The following is a 23,834-nucleotide window of genomic DNA, read 5'->3' as shown; positions in this document are numbered from 1 at the left end:
CCTTGTTAGCGATCAATGTCCCTTGATGTTGCGCACCATGATGCGCTGGAACAGGCTCGGGCTAAGGCGATTGATAAGATAGCTGAGCCGCGCGATCCGCCCCACGGGAATAAAGTCTTTCCCCTTGCCAACACCGCGCAAGATGACTTCCGCTGCGGCCTCGGGCGTCATAACGTCAATGCCGTCTTTCGCAGAACCGGGGCGCGTTGTGCCGTCTGACTGGCGGTCTTCGTTGCCGATGTTTGTGGCCACAAAAGACGGCGCTGCGATCTGGGTTGTTACGCCATATCGGGCCTCTTCCGAACGCAGGCTTGCAAAGAACCCCTCCATCGCGTGTTTCGAGGCCGCATAGGCCGTGCGATGATAAAGCGGGGAAAACCCTGCGACAGAAGACAAGGCAAGATGCGTGCCTTTTGATTGTCTGACCGGCGCAAGGAAAGCCTTGGCAAGATTGACCGCCGCAAAAAAGTTGATCTCAAACAGTTTGCGCAGCGTCGTCTCGTCCAGGTCTTCGAACGCCCCGATTTGCGTGATGCCCGCCGCATAGATCACCAAGTCAACCGAGGCGCAGGCGTCCAGAACATGCGCGGTGGCGCTGGACAGCTGCTCTGCTTCGGTCAGGTCACATGCGACAGGTATCTGGATGTCTGTCTTTTCCAAACCTGACACATCAAGATCCAAAAGAACCGTGCGCCATCCGCGTGCCTGCAACTGCGCCGAGAGCGCCCGCCCCAACCCGCCGTTTCCGCCAGAGATAACCGCCGTCTTCACAGGCCTGCTCCTTTGCGCCAAAGGTCGAACACCTCTGCACTGGTCTTTTCCGGCACATAGCCAAAGCTGTGCTTGAGCGCCGTGTTGGACAGCACAGGGCGATGTTGCAGGAACCTCACCTGTTCAGGGCCATAGCGCGTGAGGCCCAATGGCTTTGCGACCGCCAGCGCCGTTCTGAGCGCCCAAGCTGGCAAGCGCACCACCGGTTTGCCCATCGCATCGGCAAGGTCGCTCACCCCAAGTGCACCGTCGCCAGCCACATTGAAAATGCCCGCAGGTCCATCTGTGGCGGCCCGTCGAAGGATGCGCGCCAGATCACGGGTCCAGATGAATACAAAAGGGCTTTCGCTGCCGTGCACAGCCGTCAGACGCGGCTTGTGAAACAGGGCCGTGATCTGGTTTTCCGTGCCCTCGCCCAGAACCGTGCCCACACGCAAGACCACCTGCTCAAGCTGCGGTGCCTGTTCACGTGCGTCAGACAGCATCTCCTCGACCAACCGTTTGTGATGACTATAGGGAAAGGCTTCGTTTCCACGGATCGGGTCTGTTTCCTCCAAGGGAACGGCGTTGTCGGCATAATACCCGTAGGCAGCGCCAGAGGAGGTCACGACAAGACGTCTTGCCCCCACAGACAGTGCCGCAGCCAGCACTTTTTCGGTGCCTCCTACATCTACGGCATACTCCAGCTCGCGATTTGACCCTTTGGGCGGGGTTACAATCGAGGCCAGATGCACGATCACCTCGGGCCGGATGTTCGCGATCACTTGTGCAGGGTCGTTTGTGGTGACATCCATCCGGCAAAAGCGTGCGTTCTCCGGCAGGTTTGGCGGCTCATGAAGATCGGTGGCAATCACGTCATGCGCCGTCCCCTCTAGCTCTTCAAGCAGTGCGCGACCAATCATTCCGGCCGCGCCGGTTATCAAGATACGTGTCATCGTGTGGCCTCGGTTCGGTTCATCAATGAGGCCAGCACAATTCCAGACAGGATGTGCCAGATGCCCCAGAATGCTGCAACGACGGCCATGCCGCCAAGCCCGTGGAAAAACGCAAAGATCAGCACCAGCCCAAGACCGGAATTCTGTATCCCGGTTTCGATGGTGATGGCGCGGCGATCAAACTGGGACAGTCCCATCAGCGTTGCAAATCCAAACCCGCCCGCCAATGCAACAGCATTGTGGATCAAGACCAACCCCGCCACCATGCCGGCATAGGCCAGAAAATAGGTCCAGTTTGCTGCAATCGCGAGCAGCACAAAGGCCACGAATATCCCCATCGATACCCATTGCAAGGGCCCGCGCAGCTTTGCGGTGATGTCAGGGCGTTTCACATTCAGCGTGATGCCCAGCACAAGCGGCAACACCAACATAATGCCAACCGTGATCGCCACCGCGACGGGATCGACAGAGGTTGCCTTGAGAATTTCACGCGTGGGGGCGTACATGCTGCCCCAAAAGGCAATGTTGATGGGCGTCAGAAAGATCGCCCCGACCGTTGAAAAGGCTGTCAGACTGACCGAAAGCGCGGCATTGCCCCCCGCCCTGTGCGTTATGAAGTTCGAGATATTGCCCCCCGGACAAGCCGCCACAAGGATCAGACCCAGGGCAATCGATGCCTGCGGCTGGACCAACAGAACCAGCCCAAACGTAAGAACCGGCAACAAAACGAACTGTGACACCAACCCCGTGACAAGCGCCTTGGGCGCGCGGGCCAGTCTGGAAAAGTCTTCTGGTTTGAGGTCGATCGCTATCGAGAACATCACCACCGCAAGGATGGCATTCAGAAGGTTCAGCGAACCGGGGCTAAAATTCAGTACTACGTCATCGACCGGGCTCATGGGCGCACTCCTTTGGCGAGGCGGTCAATCCATTTGGTAACCGCGCCGCGGTATGTGGCCTTGTCCACGTAATAGGCCATACGAGCGAGCTTAAGATAGTTCATGCCCCCTGTCGCGCGCTCAAACCCTGCTGCCTTTTCGGTTTGCAACTCTTTGGCGGCCGCATTCCCCTCGGCCAGCCCCTTGATATACCGCGCCACCATTTCGGCCTGTTCGTGCCGCCCCTGCCAGCCAAGACCCGTGGCTTCGACCATGCCCAGAACAAACAGATCATCCCGTTCGGGGTGAAAAGCGTTGAGGTACAGATGCGGCGCATCCTCTTGCCAGTTCAGCAAATCCTTTTCGATGAAGGGATAGTGAAGCTTGTAACCCGTCGCGGCCAGAACCATGTCATAGTCGACTTGCGAGCCGTCCTTGAACACAACCGTCTTGCCTTCGAACCGGTCAATGTCGGGTTGCACCGTCAGATCGCCGTGCCCTGCATGATACAGCACAAGCGAGTTCACCACAGGGTGGCTTTCGTAGAGTTTGTAGTCCGGTTTGGGAAACCCGTACTTCTGGGGATCACCCACAAACCACTTGAGGATCAGGCTATCCATCGGACGTTTGAGCCACATGGGCAGCTTGATCGCCCCGCCCATTGTGTCCGCCGGTTTGCCAAACACGTATTTTGGCACAAAGTAATATCCCCGACGCATTGAAAGGTCGGTTTTGACGGCATGGTGGATGGAATCCACCGCGATGTCGCAGCCGGAATTCCCTGCCCCGACCACAAGCACGCGCTTGCCGTCAAACTGGCTGGCGCTGCGGTATTGGCTTGCATGGATCAACTCGCCCTCAAATGTGCCTTTGAAGCTGGGCATGTTCGGCTCGGACAACGTGCCATTGGCAATGAGAACACCTTTGAAGACGGCCTCATGCGCACCGTCAGGGTCGCTCCAGCACAAACGCCACCCCTCACCATTGTCGCCCAAGGGTTCGATACGGGTCACTTCTGCGTTGAAGTTGTAGTGCGGCTTCAGACCGAAATGATCGGCAAAGCTTCGGAAATATCCAGTCAGCTCACGATGGGACGGATATTCCGCCACGTCATCCGCCATTGGGAAATCCGCGAATTCCGTCATGCGTTTGGACGAAATCAAATGCGCGGATTCGTACATTGTCGACTGCGGCGCATCGATATCCCAAAGCCCCCCGACATCGGAATGCAGTTCAAACCCCCGAAATGGAATGCCTTGTTCCTTTAGGACCTTGGCTGCAGCCAGCCCCATCGGGCCCGCCCCAATAAGGGCGTAACGATCACGTGTTTCCAAAATGCTCCCTCCCCGAGCAGAATTTTTCTTATATTGAACATTCGTACAAAATAAGGCAAGATGTATTCATGAAAACAGATTTTACAGAAGAAAAACAAAGGCAAAGGGCGCCATCCAAGCGATCTTTGGAGACCAAAGCACGGATTCTGGATGCGGCTGAGCGGCTGTTTGCAGAACGGGGATTCGAAGGGGCTTCGGTGCGCGACATTGCCAAAGAAGCGGGTGTTCAGGTGGGGCTCGTGACGCATCATACCGGCCCCAAAGAAGACCTCTTTGCCCGCATCGTGACGCGGCGCGCGGATGAATTGGCCGCCGGACGTCTGAGCGCGCTTGCGTCACGCCACGAACACGGAAAACTTGCACTGCCTGATATTCTGGAAAGCTTTTTCGAACCCTATCTCTACAAGGCGGAAACCGGCGGCCCCCAATGGCTCGCCTATGCGCGGCTGGTTGCGATTGTGTCCGCAGATCCGCATTGGCGCCCTCTTGCCGAGCGGTGTTTCGACCCGACGGCCAACCGGTTTATTGACGCGATTTGCGCACTTTATCCCGACACGCCGCGACAGGTCATTGCCGCCGGATTTGTCTATTCCGTGTCTGCAATGCTGGCACTTGTCACATCCCGCTGGCGGGTAAACGCCCTTGGGGATCCACGCCCCGACGCCGCCAGCCACCTTGACGAACTTGTGGCGTTTTGTGCCGCAGGGATCGAGGCCTGCGCGACATCTACGCCCGCGACGTCTCCTAAGGGGTCATAACGTTCTTGCGCGCGAAGGTTTGCATTTGGGTTTGCATATCGTCATACAACACCTCGACCTCGATCGTCTCGATCGAGGTCAACGGATACTGTAAATAGATCGTGGCATCGTTTGGAATTGCGTTTGGGGTGTCCGGATTGCAGGGCGCCATGGGAAACACCTCGTGCTCCGCACCATTTACGGCAAAACGAATTTGGTGCAGCCCACACCGCCACGCCAGCAGATGCGTAAAATACAAAAGATCCTGACCATTGTATTCCCGAACCGCGATCCAGTTGCCTTTGGTCGCCCCAAGGATGGGCCGCACTTCAGTCGCAGTTAGAAACTTGCCGGTCGGGGTTTGATCTTCAGCCACAAATTCCTGCTCTGCCACCCCGTGAGAGACGCCAAGCACCGTCAGGACGGCTGCCAATTGCGCAATTTTTTTCATCTCTCATCTCCTTTTGCAAAAATGTGCCCGCCAGAGTGTGAAAATCATGGAACTCCCCACTGTTCTGCACAGGATCTCCGGCGTATAGTTCTATTGAGGTATGGTGCAGGGTATTGAAAAAGATGGCAAGAACAGCGTCAAAACAGCAGTCGTTCAATATTTTGATTGTGGGTCAGGCAGGACGTCTTCAATACGAAGCGGTTCTGTTTGTTGCATCGTTACGGGCGATGTCTCCTGATTTTGACGGCCGTATCATCATTGCAGAACCACAACCGGGACCTCTTTGGCCACAAGACCCGCGCATCCATCAAGACTCGGTCCGGACGTTTCTTGAAAACTTTGGTGCAGAGATTGTTCCGTTCCACTCTACCCACTTTGGCCACACCTATGCCTATGGCAACAAGATCGAAGCCCTGTCGGTCCTGCCCGAAGGCGAACCATTTGTGTTTTTCGACACCGATACGCTTGTGACCGGCGATCTCATGTCGGTGCCGTTTGATTTTGAACGCCCCAGTGCGTCGAAACGGGTTGAGGGCACCTGGCCCACGCTCGAGCTTTATGGCCCCGGATATACCGAGACCTGGAAATCGCTTTACGACAAGTTCGATCTGGATTTCGAAAGCTCGCTCGATCTATCGCAACCTGACGAATACTGGCGCAGGTATCTCTATTTCAACGCCGGTTTCTTTTATTACAAATGCCCGAAACTGTTCGGGGATCGGTTTACGCAATTTGCAACCGCCATACGGGATGACGCCCCCGAGGCGCTGGTGTGCCAACCACTGCATCCGTGGCTTGACCAGATCGCATTGCCACTTGTGATCCATTCCTTTGGTGGCGGACGCGATGCCTTGCCAGATGGGTATCTGGACGGGGATGTCACCTGCCACTATCGCCTGCTTCCACTTCTTTATGCGCGTGAAAGCGACAAGGTGGTTGAGGTCCTTGAAGAGGTTTCAGCCCCCAACAAGGTGAAGAAGGTGCTCAAACAGCACGATGCGATGAAGCGCATGATCTATCAGGGGCGCGGTCAGAAAGTCCGTGACCTGTTTGACCAGGATCACCTGCCCCGCAAAGAGCAAGCCATCCGGAATACCATCAAACGCAACGGATTCTGGCTGCGTTAAGGTCCCGCCCGAAGCGATCCAGAGACCACTCCGTTCCGTTTCGACTGCGTTTAACAAAGGTCTTGACGGCCAAACATGTTCCCATTAGGTGAGGCGCAGGCTATAGACGCCTGCCTCCCGCTGACGTTAGTCTTGGTAAAGTTCTATAGAAGACATCTCTAATGCTCTTTCCGCATGTCGCGCGGATGGTAATGCGGGTCCCATCTTTTTCTGCGCGATGCTGATAAAGGGATACGAGACATGTCTGACTCTCGCACAAATTCTTTCACACATGGCCCACTTGGCGCCATTTATGTCAAAACTGCATTGCCGATCATTTTCGTAATGGCGATGAATGGACTTCTGTCCGTGGCGGATGCGCTGTTTCTGGGCATCTTTGTTGGCCCCGATGCGCTGGCTGCGGTTACTTTGATGTTTCCGATCTATATGCTGATTGTCGCGCTTTCGACGCTGGTTTCAAACGGAATGTCCAGTGTTCTTGCACGGTTTCTCGGGGCAGACGACTTGCACAATGCGCGGGCTGTCTTTGCCGGAGCGCATGGTCTGGCGCTCTCGCTTGGTGCAGGGCTGATCCTTGTGTTTTTCTTCCTCGGGCAACCGATGGCGCTTCTCGTGGCTGGTGGGTCTGACACCTTGGCAGAAATGGGATTGGTCTATCTTCGGATCACCGTTTTCTTTTCCCCGCTGTTGTTTGTGTTGTCGGTGAATTCAGATGCGCTTCGCAACGAAGGCCGCGTGGGGTTCATGGCCGGTATGAGCCTCTTTGTGTCCATCGCCAACATCGGGTTCAACTATCTTCTGATCGCGGTATTTGATTGGGGCGTGGCTGGATCAGCCTACGGCACGGCGGCGGCTCAGGCGCTCGCTTTTGCGATCATTCTGACGTTTCGCCTGTTTGCGACAACCCCGTTGCGCCTGTCTTCGTTGATCCGGTTTTCGCTTGGCCGATACTGGAAACAGATGCTTGTCCTCGGGGCGCCGCAAAGTTTGAACTTCATTGGCGTTGCTCTGGGCTCTGCTGCCATTATTTCGTCGTTACAATGGGTTGGTAGTCCAAACTATCCCAGCACAGTGTCGGCCTATGGCATCATCACACGGGTGATCACCTTTGCTTTCCTGCCTTTGTTGGGGCTGTCCTTTGCGATGCAGACAATCACGGGCAACAATTTCGGAGCACAGCTCTGGCAACGATCCGACGCCAGTTTGCGCGTCGCTCTTTGGGTCGCCACGATCTATTGTTTGGGGGTGCAGATTATCGTGATGTCGTTCCCTGCCGAAATCGCGCTTGCCTTTGTGAATTATCCCGCTGTTGTGTCAGAAGTGGTGCGCGTTCTCCCGATCATGACTTGTGTCTTCTTTCTTATGGGGCCGCTGATGATGATCGCCTCATATTTTCAGGCCATAGGGTCGGCCGCTAATGCCGCGATATTGGGGCTAACCAAAACCTATGCGTTTGCCATTCCGCTGACCTTTGCCTTGCCGCTTGTGTTTGGTGAAATCGGCATCTGGTATGCGGGACCCATAGCAGAGGTGATGCTGCTGGGTTTGACTGGATTGGTGCTTTGGAAACTGGCCCAGACCTCAGACAAGAGGTGGGGTATCTTCCATCCCGAGACGGAGGTCGCACAATGAACCCCCCGTTTCCAACAGCCCAAGGCGCCAAAGACCAGGCCAAACGGCTGCGTGCCAAGATGACCGCCAAAGGACAGAAGATTGGTCATGCAAAGTCGCTTGAGTTGATCGCCCATCGCTATGGCTTTCGCGACTGGAATGCCATGTCCGCCGCCATCGCTGCCGCCCCTGCCCCAAGCTGGGCACCGGGCGACAGGGTCACGGGCAAGTATCTGTCCCAACCCTTTCGCGCGACGGTGGTTGATGTTGCGCTTGTCCGGCCGGGTTGGGTGCGGGTCGGTTTGGATCTGGACGAAGCCATTGATGTGGTCGCCTTTGACAGTTTTTCAAACCACCGGTCGCGTATTCGCGGCACTGTTGGCCCCAAAGGTCATTCCGCCGAACACACAAGTGACGGGCACCCCCAACTGCAACTCGACTTCTAGCCCAAACCCCCTCTCGTTTCGGGAGGGTGTTTCCACGTCTGACGGTCTGAAATACCCGCCTCATGCCCCCCCAAAAAGTCCGTGGCATTGACCGAACGTCAAAAAAACGACATTTTGTATAAATGTTATAAAAAGGGGGAGAATAAATCATGTTGCCGAAATTTACGATTATCGCCGCAACCACCGCACTTATGGGGCTGGGTACAGTGGCATCCGCAGAGTCATGCCTTGAGGTCACGTTGACCGGCACCCAAGGCGGGCCGCCAGTGTTCCAAGGCCAAGCTGGATCAGGCACCTTGGTCACCTATGGAACCCAAGAAAACAAATGCCGCGATGTCCTGTTACAGTTTGATACGGGGCGCGGCACCACACAGCAGCTTTCCAAAATCGGCGTACCTGCCGGCAAGGTCACGGCGGTGTTTTTCACCCACATCCACTCTGACCACTCAGAAGGTCTGGCAGATCTGATGCAGTTGCGCTGGCATTTCAACTCGGGCGGTCCAAAGGTCGATGTTGTCTGTCATCAGGATGCCAAATCAGGGGCCGGACACACCATGAGTTGTGAAAAGTTTGCGGCGCATATCGGCGATGCCCTGATCCACTCTGGTGAAATGGCACAACGTCTTGCCGAAAACCCCAAACGTTTGCCCGGAGGCCCTGCTGACCTGTTGAACGTGTCAACCTTTGGCCCCTCTCAGGCCCCTGCCGTCGTGTGGGAAAAGGGTGACGTGACCGTTTCCGCGATTTCCAGCCGACACGTCGCAGGGCATGCTTCGTACCGGGTGGATACGCCTGCGGGAAGTGTGGTGATTGGTGGGGATGCCGGCAACGATGCCGCCGCACCGCCGCGCGACACGTCAACCTCGTCACAGGTGGAACTGTTGGCTAAAGATGCCGATATCCTTGTGCATTCCGTCATTCACCCTGTCATGGGGCCACTGGGCACAACCGGTTTTCCGCCACCTATCTATTATCGCCAGTCTACCGCGACAGATCTGGGATCACTGGCCGCACGTGCAGGTATCGACAACCTGATGTATACCCACCTTATTCCGCCATTGGGCGCACCGCGTCAGGGCCCCTACCCTCTACCCGCGCCACTGACCGCAGACGATTATGTCGGCTCTGCCCGCGAAGGTGGATTTGAGGGCAACGTCGTTGTGGGGGCTGATCTGGCCAAACTGCGCCTGACAGCCGAGTAATCCGGCAGGTTCACCAAAGCAAAGGGTTTCGGCGCAGGATCGTTGCGCCGAAACATGGACAAGGTCCACCCTCGTCCGCCACGGCAGGGAGATTTCCCTGAAAGAGCCTTCAAACAGGAACAGAGTTCTTTCGGAACCATACGCGTTGCACGCCGCCCAAACAGCCCCTAAACATTTCACAACAGTTTTTAACGGGAGGAATACTCATGTCCGAAGGCCCAACCTACGGTTTTGACACATTGCAAATTCACGCCGGTGCGCGCCCTGATCCGGCCACTGGCGCACGCCAGACACCTATCTATCAAACAACCGCTTATGTGTTCCGCGATGCCGAACACGCGGCAGCTTTGTTTAACCTGCAAGAAGTGGGCTATATCTATTCGCGCCTGACAAACCCAACCGTCGCCGTTCTGCAAGAACGCATCGCGACACTGGAAGGCGGCGCGGGCGCGGTCTGCTGTTCTTCGGGTCATGCGGCCCAGATCATGGCGCTGTTCCCCTTGATGGGACCAGGGACAAACGTTGTGGCCTCGACCCGTCTTTATGGCGGTACCATCACGCAATTCAGCCAAACCATCAAACGCTTTGGCTGGTCGGCCAAGTTTGTGGACTTTGATGACGAGGCCGCCGTGGCCGAAGCCATCGACGAAAACACGCGCGCCGTGTTCTGTGAATCCATTGCCAACCCCGGCGGATACATCACCGACATTCCCGCGATTGCGGCAATTTCAGACAAAGCCGGCATTCCGCTGATCGTGGATAACACCTCGGCCACGCCATATCTGTGTAACCCGATTGCACTCGGCGCGACACTGGTTGTGCATTCGACCACAAAATACCTGACAGGCAACGGCACCGTAACCGGTGGCTGTGTTGTGGACTCGGGCAAATTCGACTGGACCGCAAATGACAAGTTCCCGTCCCTGTCCCAGCCCGAGCCTGCCTATCACGGTCTGACCTTTGCCGAAACTTTTGGCCCGCTGGCCTTTACGTTCCACGGCATTGCCATTGGTCTGCGTGATCTGGGCATGACAATGAACCCGCAGGCGGCGCATTACACGCTGATGGGGATCGAGACACTTTCGTTGCGGATGGAACGTCATGTTCAGAACGCCGAAACCATTTCTGCCTGGCTCGAAGGGCATGACAATGTCGACTATGTGACCTACGCCGGTCTCGACTCGTCACCTTACAAATCGCGCGTTGCAACCGTGTGCCCCAAAGGCGCAGGCGGTCTGTTCACCGTCGCGCTCAAAGGTGGATATGACGCTTGTGTCAAATTCGTCGACAGCCTTGAAATCTTTAGCCACGTAGCAAACCTTGGCGATACGCGCAGCCTTGTGATCCACTCGGCCTCGACCACGCACCGCCAGCTTTCGCCCGAGCAACAGGAAGCGGCCGGCGCGGGACCAAATGTGGTGCGTATCTCGATTGGTACCGAGAATGCAGAAGATCTGATTGCAGACCTCGATCAGGCGCTCAAAGCCGCGCACAGCTAAACAGTCAAAGGCCGCGTCCCATGGGCGCGGCCTTTCTCGATCACATGTTCTGTTGCAAGTTTGCGTTATTGCGACACTGTAAACACCATTGTCACCTGCGCGCGAACGGTCAGCTCTCCCGCCGCCACTGGCACAGACGCATCCGCCATCATGGCCTCTCGCATCATCGGCATCGGTCGCGGCCCCTGCCCGCCCCCTTCCGAGATTTCCAATACGTCACCCAATGTTACACCAGCCGCGGTGGCATAAAGCTCGGCCTTGGCGCGGGCATCCGCAACCGCCGCACGACGGGCATCATCCTCGTATGGGCGCCGCGACTGCAACGCAAAGTGCAGACCGTTAAACTGATTGGCGCCGTCCTGAACAACCCGTGCCAGAACCGTTCCCAGCTTTGATACGTCCCGCACCCGCACGGTCACGGTGTTGGTCGCGCGAAATGCATCGATTTTTGCGTCGTTGCCGGAATCATAGCGTTTTTGGACCGGATGCAGGGACAGATTGCTGGTCTGTACATCCCGTTTTTCAATTCCCAAGGCATCAAGACGGCTCAGAATTTCGCCTGCTTTGGCCGAGGTTTCCGAGACGGCTTCGCCCGCATCTTTGGCTTCATGGCTGACACCAAGAGTCAGAACGGCCATATCCGGCGTAACCTCCACCGCCCCATGCCCCGACACAACAATCCGTCCGGGTTCGGCCACAGCAACGCCGCACATCCCAACAATAACCAAAAAACCAAATAAAATTCGCATGTTGCACTCCTTATTACACCTGTTTTCACCGTACTCTAACCAAGTCATCGCGACAAAGCGCGTTGACTGTTCTGTTTTCCTTTCTTTCGGCAATAAGCTGCCTTAAACTTCCCCAACGAATGAAATACTTCTTTCCTATGTTATCGAGTGCTAAAGCCCCAACATGAAACCAAATTTCGCGTTATCGTTGTCATTTGAAGGGATCAGCTTGCTGCGCCGCGTTGAAGGCGGCTGGCACCTTCTTGGCGAAGTTGCCCTTGATGCTGACGATCTTGCGTCAGAACTGGCCGATCTGCGCGAAATGGCGATCGCTCTGGATGGTCCCGAGTTCCGCACCAAACTGGTGTTGCCCAACGACCAGATCAAATTCCTGTCTCTGGATACTGGACGGCAAAGCGAAACCAAACGCATGGCGGCAGCTGTAGAGGCGCTGGAAGACAGCACGCCCTACTCGGCCAACGACCTGTCTTTTGTCATTGAAAAAGATGGCCGAAAAACCCTCGTGGCCGCCGTGGCGCGCGAAACGATGGATGAGGCCGAAAGCTTTGCGAACGAGCACGCTTTCAACCCTGTTAGTTTTGTTGCAATTCCGGACGCCGAGACCGGCTTCAAGACGGAACCCTTTTTGGGTCGGAGCACGGCCAGCACTGATCTGTTGCAAGGGGCATCCCTTGATCCCGATGCCCAGCCGATCCAGATTGTTGGTTCCGGCCCCTTGCCGACCCCGACACCTGCCGCGCCGGACACGCCAGCCCCCGAGACACCAGCGCCCGCCGAGGACGCGCCAGGCCCTGCCAAACCTGACGACGCACCGGATGCCGACCCTGTGGTCGCCCCCGCCGCGCCTGCCGCCAAAGTCGAGGAAGCAGAAGACACCCCGCCGCCCGCCGCCTTCAGCAGCATACGCGCACAACGCGGCGCGCCGGAACCTTCCGAGTCTGCCCCCTCTCTCGGAGCGGCGCAAACTCTCGGGGTCAACACCCCGAGCCTGCCCTCCGCTGGAGGTGCAAGCAGTTTCACAGAAAACACCGAACCACGCTTTGATCCTGCCAAACTGGTGGCCGGTTTCAAAATCACCGATGACGATCCGGCCAGTGACCAAGACGGCGCCGAAGGATCAGACAGCGGATCGTCCTTCTTCAGCCGCAGAAAAGCGGATGACGTCGCATCGTCCTCCCCATCGAAGGCAGCAAAAAACACCGCCCCGCCAAAAGACAAACCGGCCCCAAAACCCAAAGCAGCTTCCCTTACCGCGCGCGAGGCCAATACCTCCGGAAAGCCGCGTTTTCTTGGTCTTATCCTGACCGCGATCCTGTTGGTGGCTCTCGCAGCAGTGGCAGCCTGGGCTTCGATTTTCCTCGAAGAGGGCGTGTCCGGCCTGTTCAAAGGCGCAGACGAACAAGAAGAGCGTATCGTGATTGTTGCGCCGTCCCCCTTTCCCGAGGATCAAGCAGAGCCAACCGAAAAGATCGCGTCTATTCCCCTGTCTGATATCGTAACGATCCCGGAAGGACATGCGGAAAAACAACCTGTTGAAACCGTCCATGTGCGCCCTGAAGCTCTGGAAACGGAAACCACCACCCCAACCGAGGTTGCCCCGCCCGTGCAACCCAAAGAGCTGTCCGAGCAAGACGCCAAGGCGCGCTATGCCGTCACCGGCATTTGGGAACGTGCACCACTGCAATCCGCCACCCCGGCGATCGATACCACCGATGATCTTTATGTGGCGTCGATTGATGCGGATATCTCCGGTCTGGATGCTGTGGCCCTGCCCGCCACTTCACAATTTGTGCACGACGCGGCCCTGTCCCCTCAATTGTCTGCCCCTGCCGCAGGCACGTTGTTTGACCTCGACGACCGTGGCCTCGTTGTTGCCACCACAGAAGGCGCCTTGTCCCCGGACGGCGTTGTTGTGTATCTCGGACGTCCCTCGGTCCTGCCTCAAAGCTTCCCCGACAGATCTGCCCTTGCAGAGGCCATCCTGTCACAGGAAAACCAACGTCTGGCGGCCAAACGGCCACGAGCACGCCCCGGCAACCTTGTCGAAAACAGCGAGCGGGTCGCGAACGGTGGCCTGTCCCTTGCGGAACTCGGCAACAAACGCCCCAAGGCACGCCCGGCCTCTCTCAAGGTCGAAGAAGAACTGGACCTCACACCCACCAAACTGGCTGTGAAAACCTCGCTTAAACCGCGCCTGCGCCCCGCCAATATCGCACAACTGGCCAGCCGCGCGACCGCAGCTGCCCCCGTTGTGGCGTCTCCCGTTTCGGCCACGGTCAAACCTTCCATCCCCTCCAAAGCGTCCGTCGCCCGTCAAGCAACCATTAAAAACGCCATCAACCTGAGCAAAGTAAACCTGATCGGGGTCTACGGCACGTCTTCAAGCCGACGCGCCCTCGTCCGTCTTTCCACGGGTCGCTACAAAAAGGTCAAAGTTGGCGATCGCATTGACGGCGGCAAGGTCTCCGCCATTGGCGAAACGGAACTGCGCTATGTCAAATCAGGCAAGAACGTGGTTCTGAAACTCCCCAAAGGATAATCCCAAGAGCCAATCCCTTCTTCTGGCAAAAAATATCCTGGGGTGAATGGGCGCCATTGGCGCCCAGAGGGGCAAAGCCCCTATCCATCCACACTGGTCAGGCCCCACGCTTCTAACAGTTTCGGCAACTGGCGTTCCCAATCTTCAACACCCGTTTTCTGCGTCCAATCCTGATAACGTTTCAACAGGGCCTCTTCGACCGCACCACCACGCCCCGCAAGATCGGTCAGCTCGGTACGATCCCGTTCCATGTCATAAAGCTCCCAATCTGCCCCGTGCTGGCGCACCAACTTGTACCGCCCATAGCGCACGGCACTGTTGCCCTCATGTTCAAAAAAGATCGGCTGCTCGCGCTCCCAAACGCCGCTTTGTAACAAGCCGAGAAAGCTCTCTCCTTCGCAGTGTTGAATGCCATGCCCACCCACCTCTGATTGATAGGTCGCACCCGTCACCTCGAGGATTGTCGGCAAGATGTCCACGACATGGCAGGATGTATGGCGAGTGGCAGACGGCGCTATGCCTTTGGGCCAGTGTGCCACCAGCGGGGTCGATATACCGCCTTCGTGGACATAGTGTTTGAACAACCGGAACGGGGCGTTTGACACGTTGGCCCATGGTTTATCGTAACTTTGATAGGTCAATGCGCTGCCCGGCATCACATCAGGACGGTTGCCCATTTCTATCTGGCGCCCGTCATGTGTGGTGTCCGGAAAGAACTTGGCCCATCCGTCTTCGGCCATGAACTCGGCACAGCCCCCGTTGTCCGACAGAAACAGGAGCAGCGTATTATCGAACTGGTCCAGCCTCTTAAGAGCGGAAATCAACGTGCCAATCGATTGATCCATCCGGTCCACCATGGCTGCGTAGGTCGCCATTTTCCGGGCTTCCCAATCCGTATTCTTTTCTGCCTCCCATGGATGCACCTGATCATCTCGCGGAGAAATCTCCCAGTTTTCCTGAAACAGCCCCATGGCGTTCATGGTTTCATGTCGGGCCGTGCGCGTGGCGTCCCACCCTTTGGCGTAAACCCCGTCGTACTTCGCAATGTCTTCAGGATGGGCATGAAGCGGCCAGTGAGGCGCGGTATGCGCAAGATACAGGAAAAACGGCATCTCGTCCGCGACACTGTCTTCGATCATGCCAACGGCTTTGTCCGTGATCGCGTCCGTGAAATAGAAGTCGTCCGGAAACACATCAACCCGGCTGTCATCTTCCAGCATGTAATGCGGGCTAAAGAAATGGGTGACGCCGTCAACAATCCCATAAAAGCGATCAAAACCTCTCTGGCGCGGTGTCGGATGATCCACATCCCCCACCCGCCAGCTGTCCACTTCACGGGCCATGAAATCCCCCGCGACATGCCATTTACCACTCATCAACGTGCGATACCCGGCAGGGCGCAGATGCTCGGCAATCGTAGCGCTGTCATTGCGCAAAAAGCCCTGATAGGCAGGCGTTCCCAGATTGGCGCCCATATGCCCGACCCCTGCACTGTGCGGATAAAGACCCGTCAACAAAGAGGCCCGCGTTGGACAGCACCGTGCACAATTGTACATCGAGGTCAAAAGCACACCGTCGCGTGCCAGCTGATCAATGTTGGGGGTTTGTATTTCTGATCCCGTACACCCGAGATCGGCAAATCCAAGGTCATCGGCCAGTATCAGGACGACATTCGGTTTTCGTGTCATGGCGCTCTCCCGTGGGCGACATGATCCGGCAGGCGTCTTTTGCGATCAATGATAATGTACAAAACCACCACATATTTTTATCTGCGTGAACGAACCAACCTGTGATAGGGGTTGGGGATTGCCCGTAATTGAGGTGTCGCCGATTGGCAAAGAAGAATAAAAACAGCGAGATGGACGAGATACTTCGCGCACGTCTCAGCCTTGATGACTCCGCACATCTCAAGCTCAAACTCATCAAATATGCCATGTACGGATTTGACACGCTGAACCGCGTGTTCACGGACCAGTCCTTTTTTGCCTTGCGCGAGACCGAGGCCATGCTGGTTAAACTCAACAGCAAAAAGGGTGGCGATCTGGTCAAGACCTTGCTGGCGCAAAATGGCGGCACCCAGATCACGGCGCACGGAATCGACAATATTCCTGCTACGGGGCCCGTGATTATTGCCGCGACCCACCCCATCGGCACCTTTGATTTCATCGCCCATGCCGGTCCGTTGCTGCAACATCGCCCGGATCTCAAGGTTGTTGCCAATCGCGAAGCTGAAAGGTTCCTTGGGGCAGATGCAATCATCGCCGTTGATCTGGACAAACATCACCGCGCCCTTAGCGCACGAGCCACCCAGTTGGGAATTTTGGCGCATCTGGCCGAAGGTGGCGCGGTTTTGATTTTTGGCTCTGGTCGGGTACCACACATGGAAAACGGATTGCTGGTGGAACCCCCTTGGCGACAAGGCACAACCCGCACATCCCAAGCCAGCGGCGCGCCTGTCGTGCCAGCATCAGCCGACATGCGAAATTCGCGGCATTATTTCCGCACACGCAAGCTCGCCCGTTTTTTCAGTGGTGGAAACGAAGACCTTGCAGCCAAAGTCGGGTCTTTGCGCTATGCGTCCGAGCTTTTTGCAAAGCTGGGTGGCAAGTATGATGTCTATTACGGACCTGCCCAGCCCCCCGGCGCCAAGGCTGAAGACCTCAAGGAACTGGCCGAGGCTTTGGTGCCCGGATTGTATGTTCCCGACTAACGGGAAATGCCCCAAAAACAGATGGGCGCCGCCCGGTCTTCTGCCAGACAGCGCCTCCTCCCCTGTAGGTTTGTGCGCCTTATTCGGCGGCGCTCAACTCTCCGTTTTCGATCTGCTCACGCTCAATGGATTCGAACAGCGCCTTGAAGTTACCTTCGCCGAACCCGTCATCGCCTTTACGCTGGATAAACTCAAAGAAGATGGGGCCAATCACTGTTTTCGAGAAGATTTGCAGCAGGATTTTGGTTTCGCCGCCATCCACAACACCTTCGCCGTCGATCAAGATACCATGTTTCATCATGCGATCTTTGGGTTCGTCATGATCAACGACACGTGCATAGGACAAGTCATAATAGGCTTCATTCGGACCGGGCATGAACTTGAGCCCTTTGTCCGCAATTTTATCTGTTGAGGCATAGATATCGTCAGAGCCCACCGCGATGTGCTGAATGCCTTCGCCATTGTACTTTTTCAGATAGGCCACAATCTGGCCGGTTTCGCCGCGGTCCTCGTTGATCGGAATGCGGATCTTGCCACAAGGCGATGTCAACGCACGGCTCAGAAGGCCGGTGAACTTGCCTTCGATGTCGAAGAAGCGGATTTCGCGGAAGTTGAACAGATCGCCGTAAAACTTGAACCACTTGTCCATGTTTCCTTTGAAAACGTTGTGCGTCAGGTGATCCAGATAGTAAAACCCGTCCCCTTTGGGCTTGGATGTGATCACCCAATCGAATTCATCGTTATAGGGCGACGTGTCAAAATACTGATCCGTGAAATACAACAGCGATCCGCCGATGCCCTTGATCGCGGGCCAATCCAGAGTTTTATCCTCTGCATCATAGGCCTCGGCACCTTTCGAGATGGCATAGTCATACGCCTTTTGCGCATCCACCACACGCCAGCCCATCGACGGGGCACAGGGGCCGTGCTCTTCCACAAACCTCAGGGCAAAGCTGTTTGGCTCGTTGTTCAGAATGTAGGTGACATCGCCCTGCTGCCACAGTTCGACCGCTTTGGTCTTGTGATTGGCGACATGGGCAAACCCCATCTTTTCGAACAGGTCCCGCAGTTCCTGAGGCTCGGGATGTGCGAATTCAACGAATTCAAATCCGTCCGTACCGGCAGGGTTAAAGTCGGAAATTTCGGCTCTGGGGGCATCATGCGGGAAAGGACCCATATCGCGTCTCCTTGGACTGTGAATATGTTAATTGTTCGCTTGCCTTTAATATATGTCTTTGGATGTACGGATTTTGCGCAAAGTGGCGTGCAATCGTTACAAAAAATGCGTATGATACGCATGAATTCACCAAATCATGCGGAATTTTCTCTATGCTGGATGAAATGGACAAGCGTTTGCTCGACGCTTTGCAAAAAAACGCGCATTTAACCGCGCAAGAACTCGGAGAGATTCTGAACCTCTCTCCCAGCCAGGCAGGCCGCCGGCGCCAGCGTCTCGAGTCGGAGGGGTATATTCAATCCTATACCGCGCGGCTTGACCCCGGAAAGCTGGGCCTGAATGTACAAGCTTTTGTTCAGATCACTTTGGGGGTTCACGGCCCTGAACACGGGCGCGCGTTTCTGTCCCTTGTCAGCACCCGCCCCGAAGTGATCAGCGCCTGGACGCTTACCGGAGATGCAGATTACCTGCTGAGGATATATTGTGACGACCTCAGTGCGCTTAATACCTTGATCCACGAAGTTTTATTGCCACATCCTGCTGTGAGCCGGGTTCAAAGCCAAATCGTCATGGATCAACTCAAACGTGATGCCCCCCTGCCGACCTGATCGTCGACACAAAAAGGAAGACAGATGGACGGAGTTCTGTTTCAAGCGACGATTTTTCTTTTGGCAGCGGTGATCGCCGTGCCAATCGCCTCTCGGCTGGGCATGGGGTCCGTGCTGGGATATTTGCTGGCCGGTGTGATCATCGGCCCTGTTCTGGGCCTGATTAGCCAACCGGAGAGCCTGTTGCACTATGCCGAGTTTGGCGTGGTGATGATGCTGTTCCTGATCGGTCTCGAGCTTGATCCACGTGCACTTTGGGCGATGCGGCACAAGCTGTTGGGCCTTGGGGGCAGCCAGATCGCACTCACTGGTGCGGCGGTCATGATTGGCATGCTTTCTCTGGGATATACGACCAATATTTCCATCGCTGTCGGCATGATTTTTGCGTTATCTTCGACGGCTATCGTCTTGCAAACATTGTCAGAAAAGAACCTGATGAAAACCGGCGGTGGGCGTTCGGCCTTTTCGGTCCTGTTGACGCAAGACATTGCCGTGATCCCCATGCTGGCGTTGTTGCCGTTGCTGGCGATGCCGGTTGTGATGGAAATTTCCACTGACGGTTCGATCGCAAAACCGGACCATGCGTCGGCACACGGATCTATGTCTCTTGTCGAGGGATTGCCCGGTTGGGGTGTTACGTTGGTTACCCTTGCCGTGGTCGGTGCGATCGTGCTGGCGGGGATGTACCTCGTACGTCCGATCTTTCGGTTCATTCATGCGGCGCACCTGCGGGAAATGTATACCGCATTTGCCCTTCTGATCGTTGTGGGGATTGCGTTCCTGATGAACCTTGTCGGCCTGTCTCCGGCGCTTGGAACCTTCCTTGCGGGCGTGTTGCTGGCCAACAGCGAATTCCGGCACGAACTGGAAAGTGACATCGAACCCTTCAAAGGGTTGTTGCTGGGCCTGTTCTTTATCACGGTCGGCGCGCAAATCGACTTTGTCGGCTTCTTTGCCGACCCAATTCCGATCCTTGGCGTGACTCTTGGGATCATGCTTGTAAAGGCTGTCATTCTTTTCATTCTCGGGCGTGTTTCGGGGCTGCGTGGACGCGATCAGGCACTGTTCACGCTGGGGTTGGCGCAGGCCGGTGAATTTGGCTTTGTCCTGATCTCTTTCTCACTTCAGCAAAATGTCCTGCCGGCAGATCTTGCCGAGCATCTGATGCTGGTCGTGGCGCTTTCCATGCTGATCACGCCGTTGCTGTTTATCGTTTATGATGTCCTGTCGCGGCGCATCGGTGACGGAGACAGCAGCCAGCAAGCCGATGACAAGATAGATGAAAAAGGTCCTATCATCATCGCGGGCATTGGCCGGTTTGGACAAATCGTCAATCGGCTTGTGCGCTCGGTGGGGTACAAGACCGTTGTTCTGGATCATGACATGCGCACCATCGAACTGATGCGGCGCTTTGGCGTGAAGGGCTTTTTCGGAGACCCGACCCGCCCCGAATTGCTTCATGCTGCCGGTCTCGGAGAAGCGCGCGTTCTGGTGGCAGCACTGGACGATCCCAAAGCCACAACAAAGCTGGTCGAACATGCGCGTCGGGGGCATCCCGACCTGCACATCGTGGCGCGTGCGCATGACCGGAACCATGTATACCAACTCTATCGTGCGGGTGCGAATGACATTGTTCGGGAAATGTTTGACTCGTCGTTGCGGGCCGGTCGTTATGTTCTCGAAAACAGCGGCTTAAACGAATACGAAGCCGCCCAGGCCGAACAGGCCTTTTTCCAACACGACCGTTATACCCTGAGAGAGCTCGCAGATCTGTGGAATCCGGACATACCTGCGTCGGAAAATCAGGAATACATCGCGCGGGCGAAAGAGTTGGAAAAAGAACTGGAAGTGTCTCTGCTGGCCTTGCTGGACGGAGACTCGCAGGACGCCGCCTAAGGCAACAAGATCACAGACGGGGGCGCCAGATCAAAGGCGCCCCTGTTGTTTTAGGCGTCTGAAACGCCCGCCTCGGCGAATGTTGCCATGCCGGAATGACAGGCCACTGCCGATTTCAGGATATTGATCGCCAGCGCGCCGCCCGAACCTTCGCCAAGACGCATGTTCAGCGACAGGATCGGTTCTTTTCCAAGCTGCGCCAGAACCGCCCCATGCGCGGCTTCCGCGCTGACATGTCCGGCAATCACGTGGTCCAAGGCACCCTTTTGTGTCGCCTCCAGCGTTGCCGCAGCAGAAGTACAGATAAACCCGTCCATAATGACCGGAATACGCAGGCTACGCGCCCGTGCAATAGCGCCAGCCATCGCGGCCAGCTCGCGCCCGCCAAGACGCTGCAACGTGTCCAGACCGTCGCCTACGGCGTGTTTTTCAACACCTTCGCGCACGACACGCGCCTTGTTGACCAAACCGGCATCGTCCACGCCCGTGCCACGCCCGACCCAGTCTTCCGCCGCACCGCCATAAAGCGCATTTGCAATCGCCGCAGCAGAGGTCGTATTGCCGATGCCCATTTCACCAACAACAAGCAGATCCGCGTCAGCACTGACGGCATCCCATCCCGTTTTCAAAGCTCTGACAACGTCCGCGTCGTCCATTGCTGGGGCTTGGGTAAAATCGGCCGTGGGTGTGTCCAGCGACAGGGCAATGGCATCCATGCTGGCCCCTGCGGCTTTGGAGAGTTGATTGATCGCCGCACCGCCGTGCTGGAAGTTCAGAACCATCTGTTCGGTCACTTCGGCAGGGAACGCCGACACGCCTTGGGCGGTGACACCGTGGTTGCCCGCAAACACGATCACCTGAGGCGCCTCGATTGATGGGCGCGGATTGCCGCGCCAGCCCGCATACCAGATCGCCATGTCTTCTAACCGGCCCAGAGCTCCGGGAGGTTTGGTCAGCTGACCATTGCGCTCTTCGGCCTCTCCCATTGCTTTGGAATCCACCTGAGGGGCATCGGCCAGCAAGGCACGGAACTCGTCTAGGGTCGAAAAAGTGGCGGACATGGTCGGTGCTCCTGTTGAATCTTGGGCTTTTGCGTTGTTTACCTGATCGGGCAGCGCTCACAAGGCAGGAAAAAGACGCAGACATGACAAAGGACGACACATCGCCCCTGCGTATTGGGGACATTGCCACGGCACTAGCCCTGCTGACACGCCTGCCTGTTCGCGCGCGCTTTGAACGCGGGGCGCGGGCGGCCTGGGCCTATCCTTTGGTGGGGATCGTCATTTCGGGGCTGGCGGCCCTGCCGACATGGGGTCTTTTGGCGCTGGGGCTGTCACCTGTTTTTGCGGCACTGGCATTTCTGGCCACAACGGTCATCCTCACCGGCGCCATGCACGAAGACGGATTGGCCGATTGCGCCGACGGGTTCTGGGGCGGATGGGATCGCGACCGCCGCCTTGCGATCATGAAAGACAGCCAGATCGGCAGCTACGGGGTCATTGCCCTGTGCCTGTCATTGGCAACGCGATGGGCGGCTGTGGTGATGATCCTGTCGCAAGGTGACGCAGCCACGCAACCGCTGGTTTGGGCGCTCCCTCTGATGGTCGCCGCTGTGGTGTCCCGCGCCACCATGCCGGCCTTGATGAGCGCCCTGCCCCATGCACGCAGGTCCGGCCTGTCCCACGCTCAGGGCCGTGCGTCTATGACAACCAGCGTGATTGCAAGCGCCCTCGCCTTTGGAGTGGCGGTGGGGCTTCTGGGGGTGACAGGTTTGTTTCTAGTGGCGATGGCGTTTGTGGCCGCTTTGGCATGCGCGAAAATTGCAAAGGCCAAGATCGAAGGCCAAACCGGTGATGTTCTGGGCGCAACACAGCAGATCGGCGAAGTTGTGGTGCTGTGTGCCTTGACCCTCTAAGCCTGCGCTGCGTTTTTCTGGCCGCGCAGAGTCGCGAGACATCTTTCCCTTGAAACAAAAAAGACCGCGCCCGACGGGCACGGTCCTTTAAAAAGCTTTGTCGCAAAGGGGCGATTAAGCCGCGGCAGGTGCCCGCGACAACAGAACATCGCCGACCTGCTTGGATGCAGCGGCATCATCACCGCCAGAGACGGCAGACACTTCGCGGGTCAAACGCTCGAGCGCGGCTTCATACAGCTGACGCTCGGAATAGCTTTGCTCGCGCTGGTCGTCGGTGCGGTGCAGGTCGCGCACCACTTCGGCAATCGCGATCAAATCACCCGAGTTGATCTTTTGTTCGTATTCCTGCGCACGACGTGACCACATCGCCCGTTTGACCTTGGCCTTGCCCTTGAGGGTCGTCATCGCCTGATTCACAACATCGGGCGAGCTGAGGCCGCGCATGCCAATCTCGGTGGCTTTGTTGGTCGGAACACGCAGTGTCATCTTGTCTTTTTCGAACGAGATCACGAACAGTTCGAGTTCCATCCCTGCGACTTCTTGCTCTTCGATCGAAACGATCTGTCCAACCCCGTGGGCCGGATACACAACATAGTCGTTGGGGCGAAATTCGTTCTTCTTGGCTTTGCTCATGCAGTCTTTCCTTACGAGAGCCCGATATATTTCGAGACAAAACCACACGCACGGGAATGGTGTTTCCCGGTGCGGGTCGTCCTGTGGCGAAAAAAACCACCGCGGGTGTGGCGACCCGGATGGCATGCAGGCAGTTATTTCGTCTGTAACAACAGTATAACATAAAAAACGCCCCCTTTAAAGCAGGGGCGCTCAAATCAGGCAAATTTCCGTTGTTTTGCAACGTTTTGCGCAGATTTCCGCATGGATTTTGCGGATTTCAACGCGCGAATCAGTCTTAACCGCCTTCGCCGGGCGCTTCAGAGAAGTATTTCTCCATCTTGCCCTCTTCGCCATCGCGCTCTTCGGCGTCTGGCATGGGGTCTTTCTTGGAGATAATCACAGGCCAGATTTCCGAATATTTGCGATTGAAATCGACCCATTTTTCCATATCCGGCTCTGTATCGGGGCGGATGGCATCTGCGGGGCATTCCGGTTCACATACACCACAGTCGATGCATTCATCCGGATGGATCACGAGGGTGTTTTCCCCCTCATAGAAACAGTCTACGGGGCACACTTCCACGCAGTCGGTATATTTGCAGGCGATGCAGTTATCAGTAACGACATAGGTCAT

Annotated in this window: 22 protein-coding genes; 11 read left to right on the top strand and 11 right to left on the bottom strand. The window is 56.5% G+C overall.

Annotated features, from left to right (window positions below; genetic code table 11):
• Positions 1–12 precede the first annotated feature (12 nt).
• Genes PH7735_RS07265 through PH7735_RS07250 form a run of 4 tightly spaced genes read right to left on the bottom strand, consistent with a single transcriptional unit; the run spans position 13 to position 3,918 of the window.
• Complete coding sequence (locus PH7735_RS07265; protein ID WP_058310598.1) at positions 13–771, bottom strand: SDR family NAD(P)-dependent oxidoreductase; 759 nt, start codon at positions 769–771, stop codon at positions 13–15.
• On the bottom strand, positions 768–1,706 hold the full coding sequence (locus PH7735_RS07260) for an SDR family oxidoreductase (RefSeq protein ID WP_058310597.1): 939 nt from the start codon (positions 1,704–1,706) through the stop codon (positions 768–770). The genes PH7735_RS07265 and PH7735_RS07260 overlap by 4 nt, the downstream gene beginning before the upstream one ends.
• Positions 1,703–2,605: a bile acid:sodium symporter family protein gene (locus tag PH7735_RS07255; protein ID WP_058310596.1), complete on the bottom strand. Its 903-nt coding sequence runs from the start codon at positions 2,603–2,605 to the stop codon at positions 1,703–1,705. Before PH7735_RS07255 ends, PH7735_RS07260 begins: the two co-directional genes overlap by 4 nt.
• Positions 2,602–3,918, bottom strand: coding sequence for a flavin-containing monooxygenase (locus PH7735_RS07250; RefSeq protein WP_233488278.1), 1,317 nt, complete (start codon positions 3,916–3,918; stop codon positions 2,602–2,604). Before PH7735_RS07250 ends, PH7735_RS07255 begins: the two co-directional genes overlap by 4 nt.
• A gap of 68 nt (positions 3,919–3,986) precedes the next feature.
• Here PH7735_RS07250 and PH7735_RS07245 point away from each other — a divergent pair, with 68 nt between their 5' ends.
• Positions 3,987–4,676, top strand: coding sequence for a TetR/AcrR family transcriptional regulator (locus tag PH7735_RS07245; protein ID WP_058310594.1), 690 nt, complete (start codon positions 3,987–3,989; stop codon positions 4,674–4,676).
• Here PH7735_RS07245 and PH7735_RS07240 read toward each other — a convergent pair.
• Positions 4,663–5,106, bottom strand: coding sequence for a hypothetical protein (locus PH7735_RS07240; protein ID WP_058310593.1), 444 nt, complete (start codon positions 5,104–5,106; stop codon positions 4,663–4,665). The genes PH7735_RS07245 and PH7735_RS07240 overlap by 14 nt on opposite strands.
• 122 nt (positions 5,107–5,228) lie before the next feature.
• Between PH7735_RS07240 and PH7735_RS07235 the strand changes: the two genes are divergently transcribed.
• The 5 genes from PH7735_RS07235 to PH7735_RS07215 all read left to right on the top strand — a co-directional run bounded on the left by PH7735_RS07235 (position 5,229) and on the right by PH7735_RS07215 (position 10,991).
• Positions 5,229–6,233 carry a GT-B fold glycosyltransferase domain-containing protein gene (locus tag PH7735_RS07235; protein WP_058310592.1) on the top strand — a complete coding sequence of 335 codons (1,005 nt, stop codon included), beginning with the start codon at positions 5,229–5,231 and terminating at the stop codon, positions 6,231–6,233.
• 240 nt (positions 6,234–6,473) lie between these two features.
• Positions 6,474–7,865: an MATE family efflux transporter gene (locus tag PH7735_RS07230; RefSeq protein ID WP_058310591.1), complete on the top strand. Its 1,392-nt coding sequence runs from the start codon at positions 6,474–6,476 to the stop codon at positions 7,863–7,865.
• Complete coding sequence (locus PH7735_RS07225; protein ID WP_058310590.1) at positions 7,862–8,290, top strand: glyoxalase superfamily protein; 429 nt, start codon at positions 7,862–7,864, stop codon at positions 8,288–8,290. Before PH7735_RS07230 ends, PH7735_RS07225 begins: the two co-directional genes overlap by 4 nt.
• Positions 8,291–8,439: 149 nt before the next feature.
• The gene (locus PH7735_RS07220) at positions 8,440–9,492 is read left to right on the top strand and encodes an MBL fold metallo-hydrolase (protein ID WP_058310589.1); all 1,053 of its coding nucleotides are present in this window, start codon (positions 8,440–8,442) and stop codon (positions 9,490–9,492) included.
• Between the two features lie 206 nt (positions 9,493–9,698).
• Positions 9,699–10,991: an O-acetylhomoserine aminocarboxypropyltransferase/cysteine synthase family protein gene (locus PH7735_RS07215; protein ID WP_058310588.1), complete on the top strand. Its 1,293-nt coding sequence runs from the start codon at positions 9,699–9,701 to the stop codon at positions 10,989–10,991.
• A 65-nt stretch (positions 10,992–11,056) separates the two neighbouring features.
• Here the strand turns inward: PH7735_RS07215 and PH7735_RS07210 are convergent, their stop codons facing one another.
• The gene (locus tag PH7735_RS07210; RefSeq protein ID WP_058310587.1) at positions 11,057–11,740 is read right to left on the bottom strand and encodes an SIMPL domain-containing protein; all 684 of its coding nucleotides are present in this window, start codon (positions 11,738–11,740) and stop codon (positions 11,057–11,059) included.
• A gap of 163 nt (positions 11,741–11,903) precedes the next feature.
• Here PH7735_RS07210 and PH7735_RS21155 point away from each other — a divergent pair, with 163 nt between their 5' ends.
• Entirely contained in the window at positions 11,904–14,279 is a 2,376-nt protein-coding gene (locus tag PH7735_RS21155; protein WP_145865279.1) for a hypothetical protein, read from the top strand.
• Between the two features lie 80 nt (positions 14,280–14,359).
• Here PH7735_RS21155 and PH7735_RS07200 read toward each other — a convergent pair whose 3' ends face one another.
• Positions 14,360–15,967: an arylsulfatase gene (locus tag PH7735_RS07200; protein ID WP_058310585.1), complete on the bottom strand. Its 1,608-nt coding sequence runs from the start codon at positions 15,965–15,967 to the stop codon at positions 14,360–14,362.
• Positions 15,968–16,137: 170 nt separating this feature from the next.
• Here PH7735_RS07200 and PH7735_RS07195 point away from each other — a divergent pair, with 170 nt between their 5' ends.
• Positions 16,138–16,989 (top strand): lysophospholipid acyltransferase family protein, encoded by an 852-nt coding sequence (locus tag PH7735_RS07195; protein WP_058310584.1) that lies wholly within the window; start codon positions 16,138–16,140, stop codon positions 16,987–16,989.
• Positions 16,990–17,068: 79 nt separating this feature from the next.
• Here the strand turns inward: PH7735_RS07195 and hppD are convergent, their stop codons facing one another.
• On the bottom strand, positions 17,069–18,166 hold the full coding sequence (gene hppD, locus PH7735_RS07190) for a 4-hydroxyphenylpyruvate dioxygenase (RefSeq protein ID WP_058310583.1): 1,098 nt from the start codon (positions 18,164–18,166) through the stop codon (positions 17,069–17,071).
• Positions 18,167–18,318: 152 nt separating this feature from the next.
• On the opposite strand from hppD, the gene PH7735_RS07185 reads away from it, so the two are divergent.
• Entirely contained in the window at positions 18,319–18,774 is a 456-nt protein-coding gene (locus tag PH7735_RS07185) for an Lrp/AsnC family transcriptional regulator (protein ID WP_058310582.1), read from the top strand.
• A 24-nt stretch (positions 18,775–18,798) separates the two neighbouring features.
• A complete protein-coding gene (locus PH7735_RS07180; protein ID WP_058310581.1) occupies positions 18,799–20,670 on the top strand; it encodes a monovalent cation:proton antiporter-2 (CPA2) family protein in 1,872 nt (623 codons plus the stop codon).
• A gap of 50 nt (positions 20,671–20,720) precedes the next feature.
• Here PH7735_RS07180 and cobT read toward each other — a convergent pair whose 3' ends face one another.
• Complete coding sequence (cobT, locus tag PH7735_RS07175) at positions 20,721–21,731, bottom strand: nicotinate-nucleotide--dimethylbenzimidazole phosphoribosyltransferase (RefSeq protein WP_058310580.1); 1,011 nt, start codon at positions 21,729–21,731, stop codon at positions 20,721–20,723.
• A gap of 83 nt (positions 21,732–21,814) precedes the next feature.
• On the opposite strand from cobT, the gene cobS reads away from it, so the two are divergent.
• Complete coding sequence (gene cobS, locus PH7735_RS07170; protein WP_058310579.1) at positions 21,815–22,585, top strand: adenosylcobinamide-GDP ribazoletransferase; 771 nt, start codon at positions 21,815–21,817, stop codon at positions 22,583–22,585.
• Positions 22,586–22,699: 114 nt separating this feature from the next.
• Here the strand turns inward: cobS and PH7735_RS07165 are convergent, their stop codons facing one another.
• Positions 22,700–23,218, bottom strand: coding sequence for a CarD family transcriptional regulator (locus PH7735_RS07165; RefSeq protein WP_058310578.1), 519 nt, complete (start codon positions 23,216–23,218; stop codon positions 22,700–22,702).
• 277 nt (positions 23,219–23,495) lie between these two features.
• The gene (gene fdxA / locus PH7735_RS07160; protein WP_058310577.1) at positions 23,496–23,834 is read right to left on the bottom strand and encodes a ferredoxin FdxA; all 339 of its coding nucleotides are present in this window, start codon (positions 23,832–23,834) and stop codon (positions 23,496–23,498) included.

This window comes from Shimia thalassica (assembly GCF_001458215.1).
In the GTDB taxonomy this organism is placed as follows: Bacteria; Pseudomonadota; Alphaproteobacteria; order Rhodobacterales; family Rhodobacteraceae; genus Shimia; species Shimia thalassica.
The sequence above is the reverse complement of the archived record's forward strand: the minus strand, read 5'-3'. Positions and strand labels throughout refer to the sequence as shown.

Coding starts and splice junctions, on each gene's coding strand:
- PH7735_RS07180 (WP_058310581.1), top strand. CDS start 18,799: ATGGACGGAGTTCTGTTTCAAGCGACGATTTTTCTTTTGGCAGCGGTG.
- PH7735_RS07195 (WP_058310584.1), top strand. CDS start 16,138: ATGGACGAGATACTTCGCGCACGTCTCAGCCTTGATGACTCCGCACAT.
- PH7735_RS07225 (WP_058310590.1), top strand. CDS start 7,862: ATGAACCCCCCGTTTCCAACAGCCCAAGGCGCCAAAGACCAGGCCAAA.
- PH7735_RS07185 (WP_058310582.1), top strand. CDS start 18,319: ATGCTGGATGAAATGGACAAGCGTTTGCTCGACGCTTTGCAAAAAAAC.
- cobS (WP_058310579.1), top strand. CDS start 21,815: ATGACAAAGGACGACACATCGCCCCTGCGTATTGGGGACATTGCCACG.
- PH7735_RS07220 (WP_058310589.1), top strand. CDS start 8,440: ATGTTGCCGAAATTTACGATTATCGCCGCAACCACCGCACTTATGGGG.
- fdxA (WP_058310577.1), bottom strand. CDS start 23,834: ATGACCTATGTCGTTACTGATAACTGCATCGCCTGCAAATATACCGAC.
- hppD (WP_058310583.1), bottom strand. CDS start 18,166: ATGGGTCCTTTCCCGCATGATGCCCCCAGAGCCGAAATTTCCGACTTT.
- PH7735_RS07245 (WP_058310594.1), top strand. CDS start 3,987: ATGAAAACAGATTTTACAGAAGAAAAACAAAGGCAAAGGGCGCCATCC.
- PH7735_RS07255 (WP_058310596.1), bottom strand. CDS start 2,605: ATGAGCCCGGTCGATGACGTAGTACTGAATTTTAGCCCCGGTTCGCTG.
- PH7735_RS07215 (WP_058310588.1), top strand. CDS start 9,699: ATGTCCGAAGGCCCAACCTACGGTTTTGACACATTGCAAATTCACGCC.
- PH7735_RS07230 (WP_058310591.1), top strand. CDS start 6,474: ATGTCTGACTCTCGCACAAATTCTTTCACACATGGCCCACTTGGCGCC.
- PH7735_RS07165 (WP_058310578.1), bottom strand. CDS start 23,218: ATGAGCAAAGCCAAGAAGAACGAATTTCGCCCCAACGACTATGTTGTG.
- PH7735_RS07240 (WP_058310593.1), bottom strand. CDS start 5,106: ATGAAAAAAATTGCGCAATTGGCAGCCGTCCTGACGGTGCTTGGCGTC.
- PH7735_RS07210 (WP_058310587.1), bottom strand. CDS start 11,740: ATGCGAATTTTATTTGGTTTTTTGGTTATTGTTGGGATGTGCGGCGTT.
- PH7735_RS21155 (WP_145865279.1), top strand. CDS start 11,904: ATGAAACCAAATTTCGCGTTATCGTTGTCATTTGAAGGGATCAGCTTG.
- PH7735_RS07235 (WP_058310592.1), top strand. CDS start 5,229: ATGGCAAGAACAGCGTCAAAACAGCAGTCGTTCAATATTTTGATTGTG.
- PH7735_RS07200 (WP_058310585.1), bottom strand. CDS start 15,967: ATGACACGAAAACCGAATGTCGTCCTGATACTGGCCGATGACCTTGGA.
- cobT (WP_058310580.1), bottom strand. CDS start 21,731: ATGTCCGCCACTTTTTCGACCCTAGACGAGTTCCGTGCCTTGCTGGCC.
- PH7735_RS07260 (WP_058310597.1), bottom strand. CDS start 1,706: ATGACACGTATCTTGATAACCGGCGCGGCCGGAATGATTGGTCGCGCA.